This is a genomic window from Arthrobacter sp. TMN-49 (assembly GCF_054511095.1).
This window is the reverse complement of sequence record NZ_JBTNDH010000023.1, coordinates 41,122-63,186: the sequence shown is the minus strand read 5'-3', so window position 1 is coordinate 63,186 and position 22,065 is coordinate 41,122. Positions and strand designations below refer to the sequence as shown.

The 22,065-nt window shown below is 63.0% G+C and carries 15 protein-coding genes; 9 read left to right on the top strand and 6 right to left on the bottom strand.

The features are described 5' to 3' along the window. Positions 1-89: 89 nt before the first annotated feature. Entirely contained in the window at positions 90-1,613 is a 1,524-nt protein-coding gene (locus ACX80E_RS11880; protein WP_459302173.1) for a leucyl aminopeptidase, read from the bottom strand. Positions 1,614-1,939: 326 nt separating this feature from the next. Between ACX80E_RS11880 and ACX80E_RS11875 the strand changes: the two genes are divergently transcribed. From ACX80E_RS11875 to ACX80E_RS11860, 4 genes are all read left to right on the top strand, one after another. Next, positions 1,940-2,902: a proteasome assembly chaperone family protein gene (locus ACX80E_RS11875; RefSeq protein ID WP_459302171.1), complete on the top strand. Its 963-nt coding sequence runs from the start codon at positions 1,940-1,942 to the stop codon at positions 2,900-2,902. Between the two features lie 4 nt (positions 2,903-2,906). After that, the gene (locus ACX80E_RS11870) at positions 2,907-4,259 is read left to right on the top strand and encodes an MFS transporter (protein WP_459302169.1); all 1,353 of its coding nucleotides are present in this window, start codon (positions 2,907-2,909) and stop codon (positions 4,257-4,259) included. A 120-nt stretch (positions 4,260-4,379) separates the two neighbouring features. Next, entirely contained in the window at positions 4,380-5,657 is a 1,278-nt protein-coding gene (locus tag ACX80E_RS11865) for a DUF4192 domain-containing protein (protein ID WP_459302167.1), read from the top strand. 337 nt (positions 5,658-5,994) lie between these two features. Next, a complete protein-coding gene (locus ACX80E_RS11860) occupies positions 5,995-7,263 on the top strand; it encodes an RNA polymerase sigma factor (RefSeq protein WP_459302166.1) in 1,269 nt (422 codons plus the stop codon). A gap of 203 nt (positions 7,264-7,466) precedes the next feature. Here the strand turns inward: ACX80E_RS11860 and ACX80E_RS11855 are convergent, their stop codons facing one another. Beyond that, a complete protein-coding gene (locus ACX80E_RS11855) occupies positions 7,467-7,691 on the bottom strand; it encodes a DUF7455 domain-containing protein (RefSeq protein WP_459302164.1) in 225 nt (74 codons plus the stop codon). A gap of 214 nt (positions 7,692-7,905) precedes the next feature. On the opposite strand from ACX80E_RS11855, the gene ACX80E_RS11850 reads away from it, so the two are divergent. Continuing rightward, entirely contained in the window at positions 7,906-10,017 is a 2,112-nt protein-coding gene (locus ACX80E_RS11850) for a DNA gyrase/topoisomerase IV subunit B (RefSeq protein WP_459302163.1), read from the top strand. 12 nt (positions 10,018-10,029) lie between these two features. Here the strand turns inward: ACX80E_RS11850 and ACX80E_RS11845 are convergent, their stop codons facing one another. Next, complete coding sequence (locus ACX80E_RS11845) at positions 10,030-10,983, bottom strand: M56 family metallopeptidase (RefSeq protein ID WP_459302161.1); 954 nt, start codon at positions 10,981-10,983, stop codon at positions 10,030-10,032. A gap of 66 nt (positions 10,984-11,049) precedes the next feature. Next, a complete protein-coding gene (locus ACX80E_RS11840; RefSeq protein WP_459302159.1) occupies positions 11,050-11,427 on the bottom strand; it encodes a BlaI/MecI/CopY family transcriptional regulator in 378 nt (125 codons plus the stop codon). Positions 11,428-11,595: 168 nt separating this feature from the next. On the opposite strand from ACX80E_RS11840, the gene ACX80E_RS11835 reads away from it, so the two are divergent. From ACX80E_RS11835 to ACX80E_RS11820, 4 genes are all read left to right on the top strand, one after another. Then, positions 11,596-13,188, top strand: coding sequence for a cytochrome ubiquinol oxidase subunit I (locus tag ACX80E_RS11835; protein WP_459302157.1), 1,593 nt, complete (start codon positions 11,596-11,598; stop codon positions 13,186-13,188). Positions 13,189-13,251: 63 nt separating this feature from the next. Beyond that, positions 13,252-14,313, top strand: coding sequence for a cytochrome d ubiquinol oxidase subunit II (gene cydB, locus ACX80E_RS11830; protein WP_459302178.1), 1,062 nt, complete (start codon positions 13,252-13,254; stop codon positions 14,311-14,313). A gap of 1 nt (position 14,314) precedes the next feature. Beyond that, the gene (gene cydC / locus ACX80E_RS11825) at positions 14,315-17,725 is read left to right on the top strand and encodes a thiol reductant ABC exporter subunit CydC (RefSeq protein ID WP_459302155.1); all 3,411 of its coding nucleotides are present in this window, start codon (positions 14,315-14,317) and stop codon (positions 17,723-17,725) included. After that, positions 17,722-18,711, top strand: a complete 990-nt coding sequence (locus ACX80E_RS11820; RefSeq protein ID WP_459302154.1) for a GNAT family N-acetyltransferase — start codon at positions 17,722-17,724, stop codon at positions 18,709-18,711. Before cydC ends, ACX80E_RS11820 begins: the two co-directional genes overlap by 4 nt. A gap of 5 nt (positions 18,712-18,716) precedes the next feature. Here the strand turns inward: ACX80E_RS11820 and ACX80E_RS11815 are convergent, their stop codons facing one another. Then, the gene (locus ACX80E_RS11815) at positions 18,717-19,235 is read right to left on the bottom strand and encodes a DinB family protein (protein ID WP_459302153.1); all 519 of its coding nucleotides are present in this window, start codon (positions 19,233-19,235) and stop codon (positions 18,717-18,719) included. 145 nt (positions 19,236-19,380) lie between these two features. Continuing rightward, positions 19,381-22,050: a DNA gyrase/topoisomerase IV subunit A gene (locus ACX80E_RS11810; protein WP_459302152.1), complete on the bottom strand. Its 2,670-nt coding sequence runs from the start codon at positions 22,048-22,050 to the stop codon at positions 19,381-19,383. Positions 22,051-22,065: the final 15 nt, after the last annotated feature.

Genomic DNA, 22,065 nt, shown 5'->3' with positions numbered 1-22,065 from the left:
GGGTGGGGGGTGGGTTGGGGTGGGGAGGTCTGGCTGCCTTCTTTCTCCCTCCCCCCACTCTTCCCCGGGCCCGGATCAACTCGCGGCTATCAGGCGCTGCGGGCCACAACATCCTCGACGTAGGCAACGAGGGTGCGCACGGCCATGCCCGTTCCTTGCTTGGGTGTGTAGCCGTACGCTGCGCCCTCATTGAAGGCAGGCCCGGCAATGTCCAGGTGGGCCCAGGGGATGGTTTCGCCGTCCTTGCCCTTGCCAATGAACTCCTGCAAGAAAACGGCTGCTGTCATCATGCCGCCCATGCGTTCGCCAATGTTGGCCATGTCTGCCACTGGGGAGTCAAGTGAGGGGCGTAGCTCCTCGGGCAGCGGCATGGGCCAGATCTGCTCGCCGGCCCTGTCGGCGGCGGCCTTGAGGGCCGCGCTGACGCCTTCATCACCCATGACACCGGCCGTGCGGTGGCCCAGGGCCACCACCTGGGCGCCGGTCAACGTCGCCACATCGATGATGACATCGGGGAATTCGCGGGACGCGGCCACCAAGCCGTCGGCCATGACCAGGCGGCCTTCGGCGTCGGTGTTGAGAACCTCAACCGTTTTGCCGCCAAAGATGGTCAGTACGTCGGAGGGGCGGATGGCTGTGCCCGAGGGCATGTTTTCGGCGATGCAGAGCCAGCCGGTGACATTGACGGGCAAGCCAAGGCCTGCCACTGCCAGGAGTGCGTTCAATACTGCTGCAGCACCGGCCATGTCGCATTTCATGGTGACCATGCCGGCGCCGGGCTTGATGGAGATGCCGCCGCTGTCGAAGGTGATGCCCTTACCCACGAGAGCCAAGTCGGCCACTGCCTTCTCGGACTTGTACTCGAGCTTGACCATGCGCGGGGGCCGGGATGAACCCTGGCCCACGCCCATGATGCCGCCGTAGCCGTCCTTGAGCAGACGCTTCTCGTCGAAGACCGTGACCTTGACGGGCAAACCCTTGGCGAGGTCCTTGGCTGCCTCGGCAAACGTGGCGGGGTAGAGCGTGCTGGGCGGCTCGTTGACAAGTGTGCGGGTGGCGTTGACTGCCTTGGCCACCACCGCGGCGCGCTCCAGTGCGGCCGCCAGCTGCGGATCCTTGGCCAGGGTGGAGAAGATGGTGACCTTCGCCACCGGATCCTTCATGCCTTCCTTGCTTGAATGCAGGCTGGCGTATTGGTAGGAGCCCAGGGCGGCACCTTCGGCAAGCGCCGCAACCTGGCCCACCGACGTCGTGGGTAAGGCGAAAACAACATGCTTGAGGCCCGCGAGCTGGCGGACGGCGGCACCTGCTGTGCGGCGCAAGGGCTCATCCCCAACGGTCCCGTCCTTGACGGCACCAACACCTGCCAGAACCAGGATCTTGGCGCCAGTGTCGGGCAGGCCCGGCAGGCGCACCACCTGGTCCGCGGCACCTGTCACGCCTAAGGCTGTCAGGGAGCCTTCAAGTGAGGCGAGCGCCATTGCCGGGAGGGGCGCATTGAGGATGAGCGGACCGTCTGGGCCCTTGCCGACCGCTATGACGAGGGCGTCCGCAGCTAGCTTGGCTAGGCCTGAGTTGATGACGCGGACGCTGATATTTTCTTTGGCACTCACGGAAATACTGTCCTCACGTTGTGGTGTTACTGAACGGGTATCGCTGTAACCGATCGTAGCCGCAACCCGGTCCGATTGCCTGTAGCCCACCGCGACAGGGGAACTGGGCCAACGGCGCCGGCGCTGTTGACTTTGCCAACCGCTGCCGCGGAACCAACCACAAGAGGATTGCTCCTTGCGGCGCCGAGTTCGCCTTGCCCCTGACCGAGCGTGGCGCCGTGGCGTGAGCGGCACGGAGAATACCTAGTCTGCTAGACGAATGTGGGATGATTCCGGGTGCTTGCGGCGTTGTGCTGTTAAGAGACGTAAGCTGCATCAGGAAGACTATGAATAACATCAAATACACACCCTTTCAGGACCCCGAGTCCCTCTATGCCCTCAACGAGCAGCTCATCGACGCCGAAGATTTGCGCGGCTCGAATTTGCTGATGTCTTTTACCGGATTCTCCGATGCCGGCCATGTGGTGACGCAGATTGCCGCCGAACTGGGGGAGGATCTGGTCGGGGACCCTGTTGCTGTTTTCGATATTGATCAGCTCATCGACTACCGATCGCGCCGGCCCCGCATCACCTTCACGGAGGACCACCTCAGCGACTACAAGGCGCCCTCGCTGGTGCTGTACCGCATGATCGACGCCCTGGGCACGCCCTTCTTGTACCTGACCGGCAACGAGCCGGATCTGCAGTGGGAGCGTTTCAGCCTGGCAGTTGTGGGCCTGGTGGAACGGTTCGATGTGGACCTGGTGGCCTGGGTGCATTCGATCCCCATGCCCGTTCCGCACACCCGTCCCTTGGGTGCCACTGTGCACGGCAACCGGCCGGATCTGATCGAAGGCATCTCGGCCTGGAAATCCACCCTGGAAATCCCCTCAGCCATCGGCCACGTGCTCGAGTACAAGCTGGCCGAGGCAGGGCGCAATGTGGTGGGGTACGCCATCCATGTCCCGCACTACCTGTCCGACGCCGAGTACCCGCCGGCCGCCGTCGCCGGTCTGGAATACTTGGGTGCCGCCGCCTCCTTGATGCTGCCCAGCGAACGCCTCCGCGAGGCCGGCCGGGCTGTGGAACGCCAAATCACCGAGCAGGTGGAGGGTTCCAGCGAGGTGGCCACGGTTGTTGCCAATCTGGAGAAGCAGTACGACGAACACAGCGATGGGGCCGGGCGTCGATCGCTGCTGGCCGGGGACAATGACGAATTGCCCGACGCCGACGAGCTTGGCGCAGCCGTTGAGGCGTATCTGGCCAAAAGGGACTCCGGGAATGACGGCCCGGAATCTGACTTAAGCTGAGTGAGTGAATAGTAAACGTGCCGGGCTCGTCTGGGGTGTGGGCATTTTTGCCTATATCGTCGCCATCACCCAACGGACCTCCTTTGGTGTCGCAGGGCTTGTAGCAACCGAAAGGTTCGGTGCAACAGCGTCGGCGCTTTCAGCCTTCACAGTGGTTCAGCTGGTGGTCTACGCCGGGCTGCAAATTCCTGTTGGTGTGCTGGTGGACAGATTTGGTCCGCGCGTCATGATTGCCACCGGTGCGGCCCTGATGGCTGTGGGCCAGCTGCAGCTGGCCACGGCCGAGTCGGTTCCGGCCGGCGTTCTGGGCAGGATCTTTGTTGGTGCCGGGGACGCCATGACGTTTATTGCCGTGATCCGTCTCATCCCGCTTTGGTTCCCGCCGCGCAAAGTCCCGGTCTTCACGCAGGTCACCGGACAACTAGGCCAATTGGGTCAACTCATCAGCCTTGTCCCTTTCGCGTTTGTGCTGCACCAGGGTGGCTGGAGCCAGGCGTTCGTGGGACTTGCGGCGCTTGGCCTGCTGGCCTGTGTGCTCTCTGCTGCGCTTTTGCGCAACGCCCCGGCCGGTTCACTGGTGCCGAAAATTAGCCGGGGCGTGCGGGAAACCGTTGCTGAGCTAGGTACTGCCTGGCGACAGCCGGGGACACGGCTGGGTATGTGGAGCCACTTCGCCACCCAGTTCTCCGGCACAGTTTTTGTCCTCACCTGGGGCTATCCTTTCCTTGTCTCGGCCCAAGGCCTGGCAACGGGCACGGCCAGCGTCTTGCTGAGCCTATTTGTGGTGGTGGGCATCATTTGCGGACCGCTTCTGGGCAGCTGGGTCGGGAAACACCCCTTGCGCCGGTCCAGCATGGTGCTGGCGGTGACGTTCGTGTCGGCCGCTGCGTGGCTGGCGGTGATCCTGCAGCCCGAGCCGTCCCCGCTGTGGCTGCTGGTGGTTCTGGTGCTGGTCCTGGCCCTTGGTGGGCCGGCGTCCATGATCGGCTTTGACTTCGCCAGAACCTTCAATCCCTCACACCGCCTGGGCACGGCCACGGGCATTGTCAATGTGGGCGGGTTCGTGGCGGCGCTGGTGACAATGTTCGCCATTGGCCTGATTCTTGACCTGATCAACGCCTCAAGCGGTTCCGCCGCAACGTTGTACTCCCTTGACGCCTTCCGGGTGGCTTTCTCCTTCCAGTTTGTGGTGTTTGGCGCAGGCGTTGCAGCTGTTGTCACCATTCGGCGCAGGGTGCGGCGCTCCATGGCCGCACGGGGTGAAACAATCCCGCCGCTGCTGTCCGTCATCTCCGACAACAAGCGCAGGCGCCAGCAATATAAGCACGAGGAAAAGACCCGACGCGCAAACCGGTAATGCGCTGTCCGTAAAGTTGCTCAGCTGATTCATGCGGATTGGTGGCTGTGTTTTCCACAGATTCGGCGTTTTCGCGTTATTGCTCTGGATCCCGGCCCTTCGCGGCAGCACCCTTGAGGCATGAGAAAACAAGGAGACAAGATCAAGGTCAGCGCCGGTGAGGATCTCCTGGCGTTCATTCCCCACATGATGGGATATTGGCCGCAGGACAGCATTGTGTGCATCGGTATGAGCGGGAAGATGCTCCGGGCCACCATGCGTTTGGACCTGCCCCCGGATGAATCCGGCGCGCCGGCGCATTTTGCCTTGGTTGCCGCCAGTCAACTGGCCAGCGATCGAGAATCCGACGGTTGCCTCATAGCCATCTTTGGCCGCGAGGATTGGCAGGATCCGCGGCGTTGCCCACAAACACGGGTGTATCAAGAACTCCGCACGGCATTTGCCGCGGTGGGCCTGCCCGTTCGCGATGCTTGGTACGTGGGAACCGAGCATTGGCGCAGCCTTGAGTGCACCGACGGGCAGTGCTGCCCCTGGCCGGGCAAGGACAACTCCTCCATCCGGGAGAGCTTTGTCAACGCCGAGTTCATCTACCGTGGCAGCATGGTCCGCGAGAGCCCCAAGGAACAAATCGCTGCCCAAATAGCCTTCGAGGACACTGAGTTCGCCGCAGCGGTTGCAACGGCCGGAGAGAAGTACCGCAAGCCCCTAGCCCGCTCCGGGCTCGGCGCCCACCAACTGGCGCTCACCCTGGGCGCCTGGGAGCACAGCCTTGAACGGTGGCCATTGACTCCTGATGCACAGATGAGCGCCTATCTGCTGGCCAGTTTGCAGGAGGCAGCCGCGCGGGACACACTAATGGTGGCGTTGGCCACCTCCTGCGCGCACGCTTTCGCCGGGGCTGGCGCCAACGGGCTACTGTGCCATGATGCCGAACCGCCTGTGGTCCCGCTCACGTGGTATGGGGGCAACCAGGCCGCCGATCACCAGGTCATCATGGACCATCTCACCGAGGATCTGATCGAGAAGGCGGGCCAGGATTTTTGCAGCATCCTGATGGGTGGCGTTCCCTCAGAGCATGAAAGCGCCGGCAACGTTGCCCCGAATTGGCCACGGCTCGACGGCGCCGAACCACTGCTGACCTTCCTGGCCGCCACGACAGACGGGGCTGACAAGGCGCCGGTGCTGTGCATTCTGGGCTGGATTCAATGGTGCAAGGGGCGTGGAACGTGGGCGGGGAGCTACTTCGCCGCCTGCGAGGCGCATCAGCCCGGCTACAAATTGGCGAACATGCTGGACCAACTACTCGCCGCCGGCTACGTCGCCGAATGTGCCAAGAACCCCGAAACAGCCTGGCACGGCTACCAGAACGACGGTGATGTGCGGGAGGACGCAGCCTAATCCTCGGCGGGCACCACTTTCGGCCAACAATAGTTGCCGCCATGAGAATTGGTGCATGTTCTGACCCCAAAACGGTTCCGCGCGGCACTGAGCAGGCGCTAAAACATGAGACACTATAAGCCGAGACCCGGTTGGTTTCGTGTTGACGTATTTGCAGTGTTTGGACAAAAGGCCTGGAAGATTTTTTTCCGGGGCGGTGGGAACAACCCCGCGCTACAAGGAGTTATACCTTGTGACCCTCCAAGCAACGGTGATGCGATAAGCAACACGGACTTGACAGGGTCATAGTGGTGTTGCCCCAAGGTAACTCCACAGACCGCCGTAAGAAAGGTTTTCTGTGTCTGCTACTGCCAAGAGCAAAGTCTCCACAACCAAGGAGATCGAGGACCCCGCGTCCTCAGCGACCGTGCCGCTGACTCCAGCAGAGAAGCGGGCTGCCACGATCGCCGCCAAGAAGGCTGCCGCAGCCGCCGGCGACGGGACCCCCGCCGCAGCTAAGGCTGCCCCCAAAAAGGCTGCCACGCGTCGAGGCAAAGCCAAGGTCGAAGAAGAGGTACCAACCGAGCCTGCCGTGCCTGAGGACGAGGAGAACGACGATCCTGCCCCGGAGCGTCCCGTCGCCACCGGAACAGGCTTTGTTTACTCGGACTCCGATGACGATGACGCCCCCGTCCAGCAGGTCATGTCGGCAGGTGCCACAGCCGACCCCGTCAAGGATTATTTGAAGCAGATCGGTAAGGTTGCCCTGCTCAACGCCGAGCAGGAAGTCGACCTTGCCTTGCGCATTGAGGCTGGCCTTTTCGCCAACGAGAAGCTCGTATCCGGCGGCGACGCCATGGACGATCAGCTGCGACGCGACTTGGTCCGCATCGTGCATGATGGCAAGCGCGCCAAGAACCACCTGCTCGAGGCCAACCTCCGTCTGGTTGTTTCGCTGGCAAAGCGCTACACCGGCCGCGGCATGCTCTTCTTGGACTTGATCCAGGAAGGCAACCTGGGTCTGATCCGCGCAGTGGAGAAGTTCGACTACACTAAGGGCTTCAAGTTCTCCACCTACGCCACCTGGTGGATCCGTCAGGCCATTACCCGTGCCATGGCTGACCAGGCGCGCACCATCCGTATCCCCGTCCACATGGTCGAGGTCATCAATAAGCTGGCACGTGTGCAGCGTCAGATGCTTCAGGACCTAGGCCGCGAACCAACACCGGAGGAATTGGCCAAGGAATTGGACATGACCCCGGAGAAGGTTGTTGAGGTTCAAAAGTACGGCCGCGAACCCATCTCCCTCCACACCCCGCTGGGTGAAGACGGTGACTCCGAGTTCGGTGACTTGATTGAGGACTCCGAAGCCGTTGTACCGGCCGACGCAGTGTCCTTCACCCTGTTGCAGGAACAGCTTCACTCCGTCTTGGACACCCTGTCCGAGCGTGAAGCCGGCGTCGTCGCCATGCGTTTCGGGTTGACCGATGGCCAGCCGAAGACGTTAGACGAAATCGGCAAGGTCTACGGTGTTACGCGTGAGCGTATCCGCCAGATCGAATCCAAGACGATGTCCAAGCTGCGTCACCCGTCGCGTTCACAGGTTCTGCGCGACTACCTGGATTAATCTCTCACCGACAAACTGGCCCGCAGAAAACGCCGAAAATCGCGTCTACAACGCGTATTTTCGGCGTTTTCTGCGGGCCAGTTGTGGGTGGGGCGTCACTTGCTGGGCGGCGTGAGTTGTGAATCAGGGCAAGAGGAAGGGCCCCGAACCAGGTTCGGGGCCCTTCCTTGTTGCGTGTGTGTCTAGTGTCTAGTGTCTAGTGTCTAGTCGACCGAGACAGGCGCCTTTTCGTGCAGCCGGCCGGTCTCGTCGTGCCACTGGGATGACAGCGGCTTCAACGTTGCTTCAACTGCGCGGGCGTGGTGGCCGCAAAAGAGCAGCTCGCCGCCGGAGGATTCCAGCACGACGCGTACATACGCTTGGGCGCCGCAACGGTCGCAGCGGTCAAGGGTGCTCAGCTCCTGGCTGGCAATGACGGTGGTAGTCATGATGGCCTCCTTCATAGATCCTGATACTTATATAACCATTATTCGTAGCCGGACAGTCCCTAGATGGTTCCACTTTCGCTCACCGCGTAGCCATCACCGGGCGGCCAGCCTGCCATCAGGAGTGCCCGGTAGCAGTTAAACTCGAGTAGGCGCATTTAGCGCACGAGGCAGTTTGCGGCTTTTCCGCAATATCTTAAAAAGGAGTCAGTCCACCGTGGCACGCCAAAGTTCCGATTACAGCGCCCGCCATCTCTCCGTGCTGGAGGGATTGGAGGCTGTACGGAAGCGCCCCGGAATGTACATCGGATCGACCGACTCCCGCGGGTTGATGCACTGCCTGTGGGAGATCATCGACAACTCCGTGGACGAGGCCCTGGCCGGTTACGGCCAACACATCACAGTCATCCTGCACAAGGACAGCTCGGTGGAGGTGCACGACGACGGCCGCGGCATCCCTGTTGATGTGGAACCGAAAACAGGACTCAGCGGCGTCGAAGTGGTGCTGACCAAGCTGCACGCCGGCGGAAAGTTTGGCGGCACCTCCTACGCCGCTTCCGGTGGTCTGCACGGTGTGGGCGCCAGTGTGGTCAATGCGCTGTCCTCGCGGATGGACGCCCAAGTGGACCGTGGCGGCAAGACCTATCAGATGAGTTTTCGGCGCGGTGAACCGGGACACTTCAAGGACGTGAGCAAGTCGCTGAGCCCCGATGTGCCCTTTGAGCCGTTCACCGAAAAATCCGGGCTGGACATTGTGGGCACCACCAAGCGCGGCGTGACAGGTACCCGCATCAGGTATTGGGCTGATCCGCAGATCTTCACCAAGGACGCGAAATTCTCCTACGAGGAGCTTGTCTCCCGTGCCCGGCAAACATCCTTCCTGGTTCCCGGGCTAAGAATCAGGGTTGTTGACGAGCGGCGAGTGCCGGGAACGCCGGGCGAATATGCCACCCATGAAGAGGTCTTCCACCACGACGGCGGGCTGTCGGAGTTTGTGGACTTCCTCGCCGTCGGTGGTCCCGTCACAGACATTTGGCGCCTGCAAGGCCACGGCACCTTCACCGAAACAGTTCCGGTGCTCAACGCCGAGGGCCGGCTGGAAAGCACAGCCGTGGAGCGTGACTGCGAGGTGGACATCGCCCTGCGCTGGGGGATCGGCTACGACACCACCATGCGCAGTTTCGTCAACATCATTGCTACCCCCAAGGGTGGCCGGCATCAGGAAGGTTTTGAACAGGCCCTCCTGAAAACTTTCCGCAAGGTCATCGAAACCAACGCCCGCAGACTCAAGGCCGGCAACGACAAGGTCGAAAAGGACGATGTCATGGCCGGGCTCACGGCCGTCCTCACGGTGCGGCTGGCCGAGCCGCAATTCGAAGGCCAAACCAAAGAGATCCTGGGCACACCAGCGGTGAAGAACATTGTGGCCAGGGTTGTGGAAAAAGAGCTGAAGGAAAAGCTTAACTCCACGGCGCGTGGCGAAAAGATTCAAGCCGCCACCTTGCTGGAAAAAGTCGTCTCGGAGATGAAGTCACGCATCTCCGCCCGCGTCCACAAGGAAACCCAACGCCGCAAGACGGCCCTGGAAACGTCCTCCTTGCCCACCAAGCTGGCCGATTGCCGCAGCAATGACGTGGCCAAGACAGAACTGTTCATCGTCGAAGGTGACAGCGCCCTGGGTACGGCAAAACTGGCCCGGTCCTCGGACTTCCAAGCGTTGCTGCCCATCCGCGGCAAGATCCTCAACGTCCAAAAAGCGTCGGTGGGGGACATGCTCGCGAACGCCGAATGTGCAGCGCTCATCCAGGTGGTCGGGGCAGGTTCGGGCAGGAGCTTTGACGTCTCAGCCGCCCGCTACGGCAAGGTCATTTTGATGACCGACGCCGACGTTGACGGCGCCCACATCCGCACCCTCCTGCTGACCTTGTTCTTCCGTTACATGCGCCCCATGATCGACGCCGGGAACGTCTACGCCGCCGTCCCGCCGCTGCACCGGGTGGAGGTCATCAACGCCGGAGCTAAGGCCAACGAGATGATTTACACGTACTCCGAGAAGGAGTTGCACATTGTTCTGGCCAAGCTGGAGAAGGCCAACAAGAAGCACAAGATCCCGATCCAGCGCTACAAGGGTTTGGGTGAAATGGATGCCGAGCAGCTGGCAGAAACAACCATGGATCCGCGGCACAGAATGCTGCGCCGGGTGACAAGTGCCGATGCCGACAGGGCCGAGCACACCTTTGAGCTGTTGATGGGCCAGGACGTCGCTCCCCGCAAGGAGTTCATTGTGGCCGGGAGCGAATACCTGGACCGGGGCCGCATCGACGCTTAGCGCCCTAAGCGCCTACTGCGGCAGGATGCCCGGTACCACCAGCAGGGCCGTGGGGACTGCCAGCAGCAGCAGCGCGCCCCCAACGATCAGCGCCTGGCGGCCCGCGTCCAGACTCGGTGCCGGTGTCAACAGCCTGCTGAGCCGGGCCGACGTGGTGGCGGGGGTGTCAATCTGGGTGGCGCTGTCTGCCACCAGCACGTCGGCCGGAAGCTGCGCTGAACCACTGGCCACCAAGGCGATGGCCGTGACCAGGGTGGACTTGCTCACCGAACGCAAGGCCACGTCGTCGGCCATGATCTCAATCAGCGACGACACGGCCCGCTGCGCCAGCTTCGAGGTGGGCAGCCACGGCAGGGCGGAGCGCCATGCGGCGAAAGCCCAGAGCAGCAGGTGGTGGTGCTGGGTCAAATGTGTTTGTTCATGCAACAAGACAGCGCGCAATTCTTCGGGGGAGAGCAGCTCCAGGAGGCCGTCGGAGAGCACCGTGACCGAGCGCGATCCCCCCGGCAGGCAATAAGCTACGGGGGCCTGGTGATTGATGACAACTGTGCCCGGGCGGTCGCTGGCCGGTGAGCTGAGCAGATTCAACAAGTCCCGGTGCCGGCGTCGTTGTTGCCGGATGCGGAAATATGTCAGCCACAAGGTGAAAACCAAATGTGCCGACAGCAGGGCCGCAGCGCTCAGTGCAAAGGCGTGCAGCAGGCCCAGAGTGTCCAGGGATTCGTTGCCCAGAAAGATCCGGAACAGGCCGTGCAAACCGCTGGCCAAGTTCTCGCCCAGCGGGACCAGCCCGTAGCAAAGCATGGCGCCGATCATTGACAATCCGCCCGCCAAGGCAATGGATTGCCAGAGCACCATGGCGGCAAAGGGCGCACGCGCGGGCCAGGTTGCGCGGGCCAGGAATACGGGAACCGGCCAGGCCAAGACAACTGCCAAGGCGGCGAGGAACCAGGAAGTCCAATACATGCTTAATAACCTACAGTGTCTGCGCGGCGGAAAGACCGCTAGCAACCACGGGTGTGTGAGTGGTTGCTAGCGGCCCAGAAGCTTGCGCAGCGTTTCGGCTTCGCCGTCGCTGACAGTGCCAATGAAGCGTGCCAAAACAGCTTCACGGTCCGTTGCTGAGCCCAAAACTTCCAGCATGAGCTCGGCGGTGTGATCGGCCCGGCTGGTGACGGCGCGGTAGCGGTGGGGGCGTGAAATGCGTTCGCGCTCCACCAAACCCTTCTTCTCCAGCCGTGACAGAACCGTCAAGACGGTTGTGACGGCCAGGGGGCGGGACTCTGTTGCGCTGTCATTCACGGAGGGGCGCTGTGAAAGCAGGTCGCGCAGGGTGTTGGCCGTGATGGCTTCCTGATGCTCCCACAAGAGGTCCATGACGGCCCTTTCGAGGTCTCCAAGTGTTGCCATTTACTTCCTTAAGTCACAGCGGCCAAATAGTGTGGCACACACAACACGTACCATCCACTTAACTCTACAGCCTTTGACAGCAAAGTTCTACACAGGGTAGAACTGGTAGTTCTACATGTTGTAGAAATAAGTCTTGGTTCTGCATTTTTCACGGATGAGGGGAAGCTAGTGGACGCTCTGGACATAGCGCGGTGGCAATTTGGGATTGTGACGGTATATCACTTCCTGATGGTGCCGCTCACCATCGGCCTTGGCACGCTGGTAGCGATTCTACAGACACGCTGGCACCAAACAGGCAAAGAAGAGTACCTGCGCATGACGAAGTTCTGGGGCAAGTTGTTCCTCATCAACTTCATCATGGGCGTGGCCACAGGCATTGTTCAAGAATTTCAATTCGGCATGGCGTGGAGTGAATACAGCCGCTTTGTGGGCGACGTGTTCGGTGCTCCGCTGGCCATGGAGGCGCTGCTTGCCTTCTTCGTGGAGTCCACCTTCCTAGGCTTGTGGATCTTTGGCTGGAAGAAGCTGCCTCCCAGGGTTCACTTGGCCTGCCTGTGGATTGCTGTGGCTGGGTCCATTGTTTCGGCCTACTTCATCCTGGTGGCGAACTCCTGGATGCAGCACCCGGTGGGTGTTGAAATGATCGACGGGCGGCCCCAAATGGTGGACGCCTGGGCAGTGTTCACGAACAACACGGCCATTGTGGCGTTCTTCCACACCATCACAGGTGCCCTGGCAGTGGCCGGTGGTTTCTTGCTGGGCATCTCCTGGTACCAGCTGTGGCGCAGGCGCAAGGACGGCATCGACACAGTTGATGCAACAGGCCGTGTCATTGTGGGGGAGTCGGCCAGCATCCCGGGCCGCGACAAGAAAGACCACGCAGTCTGGATCAAGTCGCTGCGGATTGGGGCGGTGGTGGCCATGATCGCCTTCGCCGGAACAGCCATCTCCGGTGACGTCCAGGCGAAGCTGATGTTCGAACAGCAGCCCATGAAGATGGCAGCCGCCGAGGCCGCCTGCCACGACGGCACGGGCTTCTCCATCCTCTCCGTTGGCGACCTCGGCAGCCGCGACTGTTCAGATGTTGTGGCCGTCATGGAAATCCCCGGCCTGCTCTCCTTCCTGGCCAACGGCGACTTCACCACGGAGGTCAGGGGCGTCAACACCCTGGTGCCCGAGTATCAGGAGAGCTTCGGCACCCACCTGCCCGATGACCCCATGTACGGATCCCGTGCGGGGGCCGAAATCAACTACGTGCCCATCATGGCTGTCACCTACTGGGGCTTCAGGATGATGATCGGCTTCGGCGGGCTCGCCGCAATGGCTGCCGGCGTCGCCCTGTGGCTCACTCGCAAGGGCACCGTGCCGCGCTCCAAGGGCCTGATGCGTCTGGCCCTGATAGGTATTCTGGCGCCGTTCGGTGCCAACGCGGCCGGCTGGATCTTCACCGAAATGGGCCGTCAACCCTTCGTGGTGGCCCCGAACCCGGCCATGAGCGGCATAGACCAGGTCTTCATGTTCACCGCCTCGGCCGTCTCTCCGGGCGTGTCGGCGGGGGAGATGATCTTCTCCCTGGTGGCCCTGACGACTGTCTACGCGGTGTTGTTGGTGGTGGAGGTGTCGTTGCTGACCAAATACATCCGCGGCGGCGTGGTCTCTGCCATGCCGGAGCTGGACCAAACCCGGGCGTCCAAGATGGACGACGGCGGCACCAGCCCGGGCGGGGAGGGAGACGACGATGTCCTTGCGTTTGCCTACTAACCACACCCGTTCACACCACCGTGCGATTGCCCTTCTCGAGTTGCTGGAGCTAAAGGACTAATGATGGATTTTCTGCCTACTTTATGGTTCATACTCATTGCCGTGCTCTGGGTCGGCTACCTATTCCTTGAAGGATTCGACCTGGGCGTTGGCATGCTCATGAAGACGTTTGCCCGCGGCGAGAAGGAACGCCGCGTGCTGCTGAACACCGTGGGGCCTGTGTGGGACGGCAACGAAGTGTGGCTGCTCACGGCCGGCGGCGCCACCTTTGCGGCGTTCCCGTTCTGGTACGCGTCGCTCTTCTCGGCCCTCTACCTCCCCTTGGTCTTTGTGCTGCTAGCCCTGATTTTCCGCGCCGTCGCGTTTGAATACCGCGGCAAGATCCACTCCGATACCTGGCGCAAAGTCTGGGACTGGGCCATCGCCCTTGGCTCCTTTGTTGCCGCCTTCGGCATTGGTGCCCTGCTGGCGCTGACAACCACGGGACTACCCCTGAACGCCAATGGTGACAGGGTTGGCGGCCCCTTCGCCTGGTTTAGCTGGTTCGCGGTGCTTGGCGGTCTGGCCGTGGTTGGTTTTGCCGTGATTCATGCTGCCGCGTTTGTGGCCTTGAAGACCGACGGCGACATCCGCCACCGTGCCCGCCGTCTGGTGGGTCGTTGGATGCCTGTGGGTCTGTTGCCACTGGCGCTCTGGGCGATCCTGGTGGCGTGGCAGCACGGCAAGTGGTTCAGCTGGATATTGATTGCCGTGGCCGTTGTTGCTGCCGTGGCCTCCTGGGTGGCCAACCGTGTGGATCGTGAGGGTTACAGCTTCCTCGCCATGGGCGTTTTCCTGTTGAGCGGCGCGGCAGCCATCTTCAGTGCCGTCTACCCCGTGGTCCTGCCCTCAACACTGGATCCGCTCTGGAACCTGACGGTGGACAACGCGTCGTCCTCAAGCTACACCCTGGGGCTGATGTCCATTGTGGCGGCGGTGGGTGTCCCGCTGGTTCTGGCCTACCAGGCCTGGACGTACTGGGTCTTTCGCAAGCGCATCAGCGTTGACCACCTGCCGGCAGCGGTGGACTTTACCGCGGCCGTGGGCGCTGAGGAGAAGGCAGCAGCCGTGGGCGGTAACACCTAACATGAGTCCCCGCCTCGTTCTTCCCGAAGGCAGTTCAACCCGGCTGGCACTGGCAGGCCTCGCCGGTCTGGCGGCGCTCAAAGCCGTTTCGCTTGTCCTGCTCCTGGGTGCCCTGGCTCATGCACTGGGACAGTGGGCCGGCGGTGCCTCGCTGGACAGCGTGAAATTGCTGGTCCAGGGTGGCTTGGGGGCGGGTCTCTTGGGTGCTGCTGTCTGGGGTCAGCAGATCCTGGCCCGACGCGCGGCTCTAGGCACCAAGGAAGAACTGCGGGCCAAACTGGTGGCCCACAGGTTGAGCTCCCGGACCAGCCACAACAGCGGCGGGTCGGTGGGTGCCGAGGGCATGCTGGCCAGCCGCGGCCTTGACGGGCTGGATAACTACTTCAGCGCCTACCTTCCGGCGCTAGTCACCTGTGCCGTTCTGCCCATGATGGTGGGCGTGCAGATCCTGGTGTCCGATTGGGTCAGCGCCTTGATCGTGGTGCTGACGGTCCCCTTGGTGCCTGTCTTCATGATCTTGATTGGCTTCCACACCCAGGAGCGGGTGGAGTTGGCTGCCAGCGGATTGGACAGGCTCTCCAACCATCTGCTGGAGCTGGCCCGCGGACTGCCGGTTCTTGTGGGACTGCGCCGGGCAACGGCCCAACGCAGGGCGTTGGGCGATGTGTGCGAGGCCTACCGCAAATCAACCATGGCCACCTTGCGCACCGCATTCATGTCCTCCATGGCGTTGGAACTTATCAGCACCATCTCGGTGGCCGTGGTGGCCGTGTTCATTGGCGTCCGTCTGGTCTACGGGGGCATGCCCTTGGAAGCGGGACTCTTGGCCCTGATGCTGGCGCCGGAGTGTTTCAGGCCGCTGCGAGATCTGGGTGCCGCTCACCACGGCAGCGAGGACGGCGTGGAAGCGTTGCGCCGTGTCACTGACATTCTCAACGCCCCTGTTGCTGCCGAACACGTGAATGGGCTTACCGGCCCGGACCGTGCCGCACCTGCCTGCCAGGATCGGCCCGCATCTGTCATGTGGGCGCAAGACCTCACTGTGCGCTATCCGGGCCGGAGCACCCCGGCCGTGGAGGACTTCACAGCATCCGCGGCTCCGGGTCACGCCCTGGTTCTCAGCACGGCCAGCGGCACCGGAAAAACAACAGTTTTGGCCGCCCTGGCGGGAGTCCTGCCCACCAACGGCGACGGCGCGGCAACCGTGAGCGGGACCCTCGAGCTGCCGGCGCCCGAGGCAGTGGTTTTCGTCTCCCAGCACCCCCTCTTCACTGAGGATACCGTGTTGGCCGAACTTGCACTCTATGCTGGGGGACCCGCGGCGCGCGAGGTGGGCGAGGCCGCGCTCATGCAGGCCTTGACGCACGTCAACGCCGCCCATTTGGCGCACAGAACCGTTGTGGATTGCAGCCCCGGGGAGCTTCGCCGTGTGGCGGTTGCCCGCGCACTGGCACGAATTGCCGCCGATCCCGCAGTGGAGCTGGCGCTCTTTGATGAACCAACGGCGCATCTTGACCCGGCATCAGCAGGGGCTGTGCGCCGGCAACTTGCGGCGCTGCAAGGGTCCGTGGCCGTGGTGGTGGCCACGCACGACGTCCTGTTGGCGGGCCTCTTGGGCTCTGCTCACAGCGAGGTCGTAGACACCGGAACCACCTCAACGCAGCTGGTGAGCCCCGCGCGGGCACCTCAGTCTGCACAGGGGGATGCTGCGCGGTCCGCCGAACCCGAAGCATCAGCGACCTTACCGCCGCTCACGTGGCGCCTTCTGCGGCACCTGCCCTTGCGCTCACCGCGCTTTGCCGCAGGAGTATTGGTCTCGGTGCTGGCCACCTTGAGTGCTGCGGCGTTGTCGGGGATTTCTGGCTGGCTTATTGTGTGGGCGGCCGATCAACCACCCATGCTTCATCTGATGACGTTGATAGTTGGGGTGCGAACGTTTGGTATTGGCCGTGCAGTCCTGCGGTACTGCGAACGGCTCCTGGTACACGACGCCGTCTTCCGTTGGGCCAGCGAGCTCCGGCTCAAGCTCTGGGATTCTATGGGTTCCTCAGTTATTCACTGGGGCAAGCTGACCCGTTCCGGCGGCGCCCTGGGAACCCTGGTGGCGGATGTGGACGAACTCCGTGATGCAGTACCCCGGGCCGTGGTCCCCATCCCGGCAGCCATGCTGTCGTACGGTGCCGTGCTGCTCACCATGTTCTTGATGGTGCCGGAGGTGGCGGGCCTTGTCATCATTGTGGGCGTACTGAGCTTCGTGGTGCTGCCCCTACTGGTCTTGGCGGCCCAGCGCAGGGCGTCCTCGGCTGCAGCAGTCCACCGAGTTTGGCTGTCAGGGCGCGTCACAACGTTGCTGGCGGCAGCTGACCAACTCGGCGCCAATGGTGTTGGCGGCGTTCAAACCGCACGGTTCGCGGCCCAAGATGCGCAGGTCGCCAAACCACTGCGCCGTCTTGCCTGGGCTGACGGCTTTGGCCAAAGCGCCGTGACAGTGTTGACTGCTGTGGCGGCGGTGGCCGTCACAGTGACCGCCATCGGCGCTGGCGTGGATCCGCGCGCGGCAGCCGTGGCCGCGTTGCTCATGTTGGCGTTGTCGGAACCACTGTCCCAGTTCATTGACGCCGTCTCCGCGCTGCCGGCACTGGCAACGCTCATGCGCCGCACCTTGCCGCTGCTTGATGTTCCCGCCACGGTGGTTGCCGAGCAGGACGAGATCCAGCAGGCTGCTACCGCGGCAACGGCAACCCCCGTCACCGCGCTGGCGGTGGAGGCCGTTGCGGCGCGTTACCCGCACGCTGACGAGCCGGTGTTCACGGGTGTCAGCGGCCGGGTTCAGCGCGGCCAGTGGTGGAGCGTGAGCGGTCCCTCCGGGTCCGGAAAATCAACGCTCCTGGCAGTGCTATTGGGGTTCTTGCGGCCCGAGGCCGGACGCTACAAGCTCAACGCCGCCCCCGCCACACCGGCCACCTTAGCCCGCATTGCCTGGTGCCCGCAGGATGCCTACCTCTTCAATTCCACCTTGCGCGCCAACCTTGCCCTGGCCAAGCCGGCCGCCGACGCCCCCTCGGAGGATGACCTGATGCAGGCCCTGGACACGGTGGGCCTTGGCCCCTGGTTCTCCTCGTTGCCGCACGGACTTGATACGCGCGTGGGACCTGGCGGGCATCATCTCTCCGGCGGGCAGCGCACGCGCGTGTCGGTGGCCAGGACGCTGGTGGCCGGGGCCGACGTCGTGCTGCTAGATGAACCCACAGCCCACCTGGGCCAGGACGAGGCGGGGGCGCTGGTGCGGGACTTGTGTGGCGCCCTTGAGGATGCCGCCGTCGTGGTGGTGACACACGACGACGAACTAGCTCACAGCGCCGACAGCCGGCTTCGTCTGGGCGCCTCGCACGGCGTGGCAGTGGGGGCATGACAGTGCGCCGGCGTGTGCCCGTGCCCGACGTCGCCGGGCTGAGATTCCGGCCACTGGCCGTGGGAGATGCTGACGCGTGGCTGGCCCTGGTGGTGCGAATTGCCACGGCTGAGGGATCGCCCTGGCCCGAGCAACTGTCGGAGCTGATGGAGGTGCTGGAATCGGCAGCCAATCCGGCGCCGGAGAACACTGTTGTTGGCCTGGATGTCCAAGGTGTGCCACGCGCCTATGGCTATGTGAGCAAGGATCCTGGGGAGGATGTGGCGATTGCCGCTGGTGGCGTGGATCCGCTCTGGCAGCGGCGGGGGATAGGCTCGGCCGTGTTGGCGTGGCAGCAGGGTACGGCGCGGGAGCGCTTTGCCGCCGACGGCCTCACCCAGGGGACGGTACGCTGCTTCTCGCGCCACGAAAACGTGGCGCACATTGCGCTGCTCACCGCCGCCGGCTTCGCCATGGTGCGCAGTTTTACCGAGATGGAACGGCCACTCACGGAGCTTGCGCCCCACACCACGCCACCCGGCGTCGTGCTGGTGCCGTTCACCCCCTCGCTAAGTGAGGCTGTGCGCGTGGCCCACAACGAAGCGTTTGCCGATCATTGGGGACTCGAATCGTACACGGCGGAAAAGTGGCGGTTCTTCCTCAACCATGAAAGTTTCCGCCCTGACTTGTCCGCGGTGGCCCTCGATGAGATGACCCGGGAGGTGGCCGGCTACCAAATGTCCAAGTTTGATCCGCAGGATGGTGCCGATGACGGCCGGCGCGCCGGCTACACCGAGGTTCTTGGCGTGCGAAGGCCATGGCGGGGACGCGGTATCGCGCCGGCACTGCTGGCTGACGCCATGCACCGCTACAAGGCTGCCGGAATGAACAGCGCAACCTTGGATGTGGACACCGAAAACCCCAGCGGCGCCTTGGCGCTCTACAAGAACCTGGGCTACACAGCCATGCCTGGGCGTGTCACCATCGCGTGGGACAAAAAACTCTAGACGTTTTAGGCGTTGATGTCGTGCAGGTGGTGGATCACGTCGTGCAGGAAATAGCCCGAGAGCGTCACCACCGTGAAGTTTGAGCCATTGCTGCGCAGCCCCCGCCGCTGCCATGCCGCCAGCGGAACAGCGCCAAAGGCCGACGCAGCGTCAAGACCGTTTTGCACCAGATCGCCGGACACCTCATCGGGATCCAGCTGCGAGTAACTGCCTTCAATTGCCGCCAGATCTTGATCCCAGTTGGCAAAGTGGGGGTTGTCCTGGCTGAGCATGAGCTCCAGCCGGGACGTGAATACGTCAAATACGTCCCTGACGTGTGCGCCGTACTCCAGCACCGACCAGGTGCCGGGATGGGGACGCTCCTCAACATTGGGTCGTCTCAGCGCCGCCTGCCAGCGCGGTAAAAGAGCCGGAATTGTCGTTGCCACGGTGGCCGGGGTGACTTCCTGGGCATTGAAGCCGCACTCGGGGCACGGCTTGTGCAAAACCCAGGTCCAGTCCTTATCATCAGCAACAATAGCCATGCGTTTAGTCTATGCCTGAGGCTCCCAACACTGCGTTTTACGACGCGCAGGCCGTTGTGGACATCGGATGCTGGTCGGCCAGCATCCGATGTCCACAACGGCCTCCGCACCGAGCGTGCGGCCCGTGCAGCTGCAAGAATGCGGGCTACTCGGTGGGCAGCTCGAACGCCTCCTGCATGCTGGCCGGGATCGGAGCCGGATCCGTGGCCGGTGCAGGCGGTGCGCCGTGCGCGGCAGCGGCGCCGTTGTTGGCGCCGTTGCTGGTGCCCGCGTTGCTGTTGCCCACACTGTCGCCGGCACTGCTGGGGCCCACAGTCCCGGGTGCGCCGTGCCCGGTCACGCTGGGACCAATCAGTTCGATACTTGCGCCCAGCGCCACCCCTGAGCCGTCACGGTGCCCGTGCTCCACCGGCAGGGACCGCGCAACCCCTGTACTCGAGGATGCCTTGGCGGGTCCGTGTCCGGCCCACGCGGCCAGCAAGGCGGCCTCACCCTTGAGGAAGCGGTGGGCACGGACCCCACCTGTGGCCCTGCCCTTGGCCGGGTACTCGCTCAGGGCCGTCACCTTGGCGGAGCCCTGCGGGGTGCCCGGCAGGGCGTCCTGTCCGCCGGAGATGGTGACAACAACAGCCTCCGGATCGTGGGGGGAGACAATGTTGAAGCTGATCACCTCATCGCCCGAGCCCAATTTGATGCCGGCCATGCCACCTGCCGTGCGCCCCTGCGGACGCACATTGGCGGCACTGTACCGAAGCAGCTGGGCGCCCTGCGTGAGGAAGACAAGATCGTCGTCGTCCGTGGCAACGCCCGCACCCACCACAACATCCTTGGGTTTGAGGGCGATGTACTCCCAGTCGTCGCGGTTCAACGGGTACTCGGGGGTGACCCGCTTGACCACCCCGGCGGCGGTGCCCACGGCAAAGACAGTATTAAGCGGCACAAAACCTACAAGGGTTTCGCCCTTGGTCAAGGTGATGAAGTCCTTGGCGGCCACACCCCCGGCCAAGTTGGGCAACGCGGCGGTGGGTGGCAGCACGGGCATGTCCACCACTTGCAAACGCAGCATGCGTCCCAGCGAGGTCAGCGCGCCAATCTCGGCCCGGGCACTTGTTTTCAGCACCGAGGAAAACACGTCGTGCTTGCTCCGCCCCCCGGATTCCACGAGCGGATCCGCCGTGCTGGTCCGGGCGATCTGGCCGGTGGCGCTCAGCAGCACCCAGCAGGGGTCGTCAGCTATTTCCAGGGCCAAGGGGGCAGCCTTTCCGGAAGTCCCGGCGGCAAGTGCCTTGGCCACCGAGGGCGCCAGCGCTTCCGATTCCAGCAGCACTGTGCGGCGCGGCGTGGCGTACTTGCGCCCCACTTCGCCCAGCTCATCGGTGACAAGCTGGCGCAGCAACTCCTCCGAGGCCAGAATCGCCTCAAGCGCGGCGATTTCACGGCGCAAGTCATCGCGTTCGGCTTCCAACTTCACCATCGAGAAGCGGGTGAGCTGGCGCAGCTGCAGGTCCAGGATGTAGTTGGCCTGGATCTCGGAGAGATCGTAAATGGTCATGAGCCGATCACGCGCGGCCGCCACCTCATCCGAGGTTCTGATGATTTGGATGACCTCATCAATGTCCACAATGGCTATGAGCAAACCCTCAACCAGGTGCAGGCGGTCTTGCTTCTTGCCCAATCTAAAGGCGGTCCTGCGCCGGACCACGTCAATGCGGTGCGTGACGAACACCTGCAGCAGGGGAAGCAGGCCAAGGGTCTGTGGCTGCCCGTCCACCAGGCAGACGTTGTTGATGCCGAAGGATTCCTCCAGCGGCGTGTACCTGTACAGCTGTTCCATGACGGCTGCCGGGTTGAAGCCGTTTTTAAGTTCAATGACCAGGCGCAAACCGTTTTTCAGGTCGGAGAGGTCAACAAAGTCGGCGATACCCACAATTTTGTTGTTGTTCAGGGCATCCTTGAGTTTTTCCCTGACCTTCTCCGGGCCCACCAGATATGGCAGCTCCGTGACGACAAGGCCCATGCGACGCGGGGTGAGCTGTTCAACGGTTATCTTGGCGCGGGTCTTGAAGGAGCCGCGGCCGTTGGCGTACGCGTCCCGGACGCCCTGCAACCCCACGATGCGCCCGCCGGAGGGCAAGTCGGGGCCCGGCACGTACGCCATGATGTCCTCAAGGGTGGCGTGCGGGTTGGCAATCAGGTGCTGGGCGGCGGCAATGACTTCGCCCAGGTTGTGCGGAGCCATATTCGTGGCCATGCCCACGGCTATACCGCTGGCACCGTTGACTAACAAGTTTGGGTAGGCGGCCGGCAGCACCGAGGGCTGCATCATCTGGTTGTCATAGTTGGGGATGAAGTCCACAACGTTCTCATCCAGGTTCCCGGTCAGCTCCAACGCGGCCGCTGCAAGGCGGGCCTCGGTGTAACGGGGGGCTGCCGGGCCGTCGTCGAGCGAGCCAAAGTTTCCGTGACCGTCAATGAGGGGCAGACGCAATGTCCAGTCCTGGGCCATGCGCACCATGGTGTCGTAAATGGCCGAGTCGCCGTGCGGGTGCAGCTTGCCCATGACCTCGCCCACCACGCGGGCGCTCTTGACGTGGCCCTTCTCGGGGCGCAAGCCCATCTCATTCATCATGTACAGGATGCGCCGTTGCACGGGCTTGAGTCCGTCGCGGGCATCAGGCAGTGCCCGGGAGTAAATCACCGAATAGGCGTACTCCAGGAACGAGCCTTCCATCTCCGTGGAAACATCAATATCAACAATGTTTTCGACGAAGTCCTCAGCTACGGTGCCGTCGGTGGGGCGTTGGCGCTTGGCCATGATGGAGATGATTCC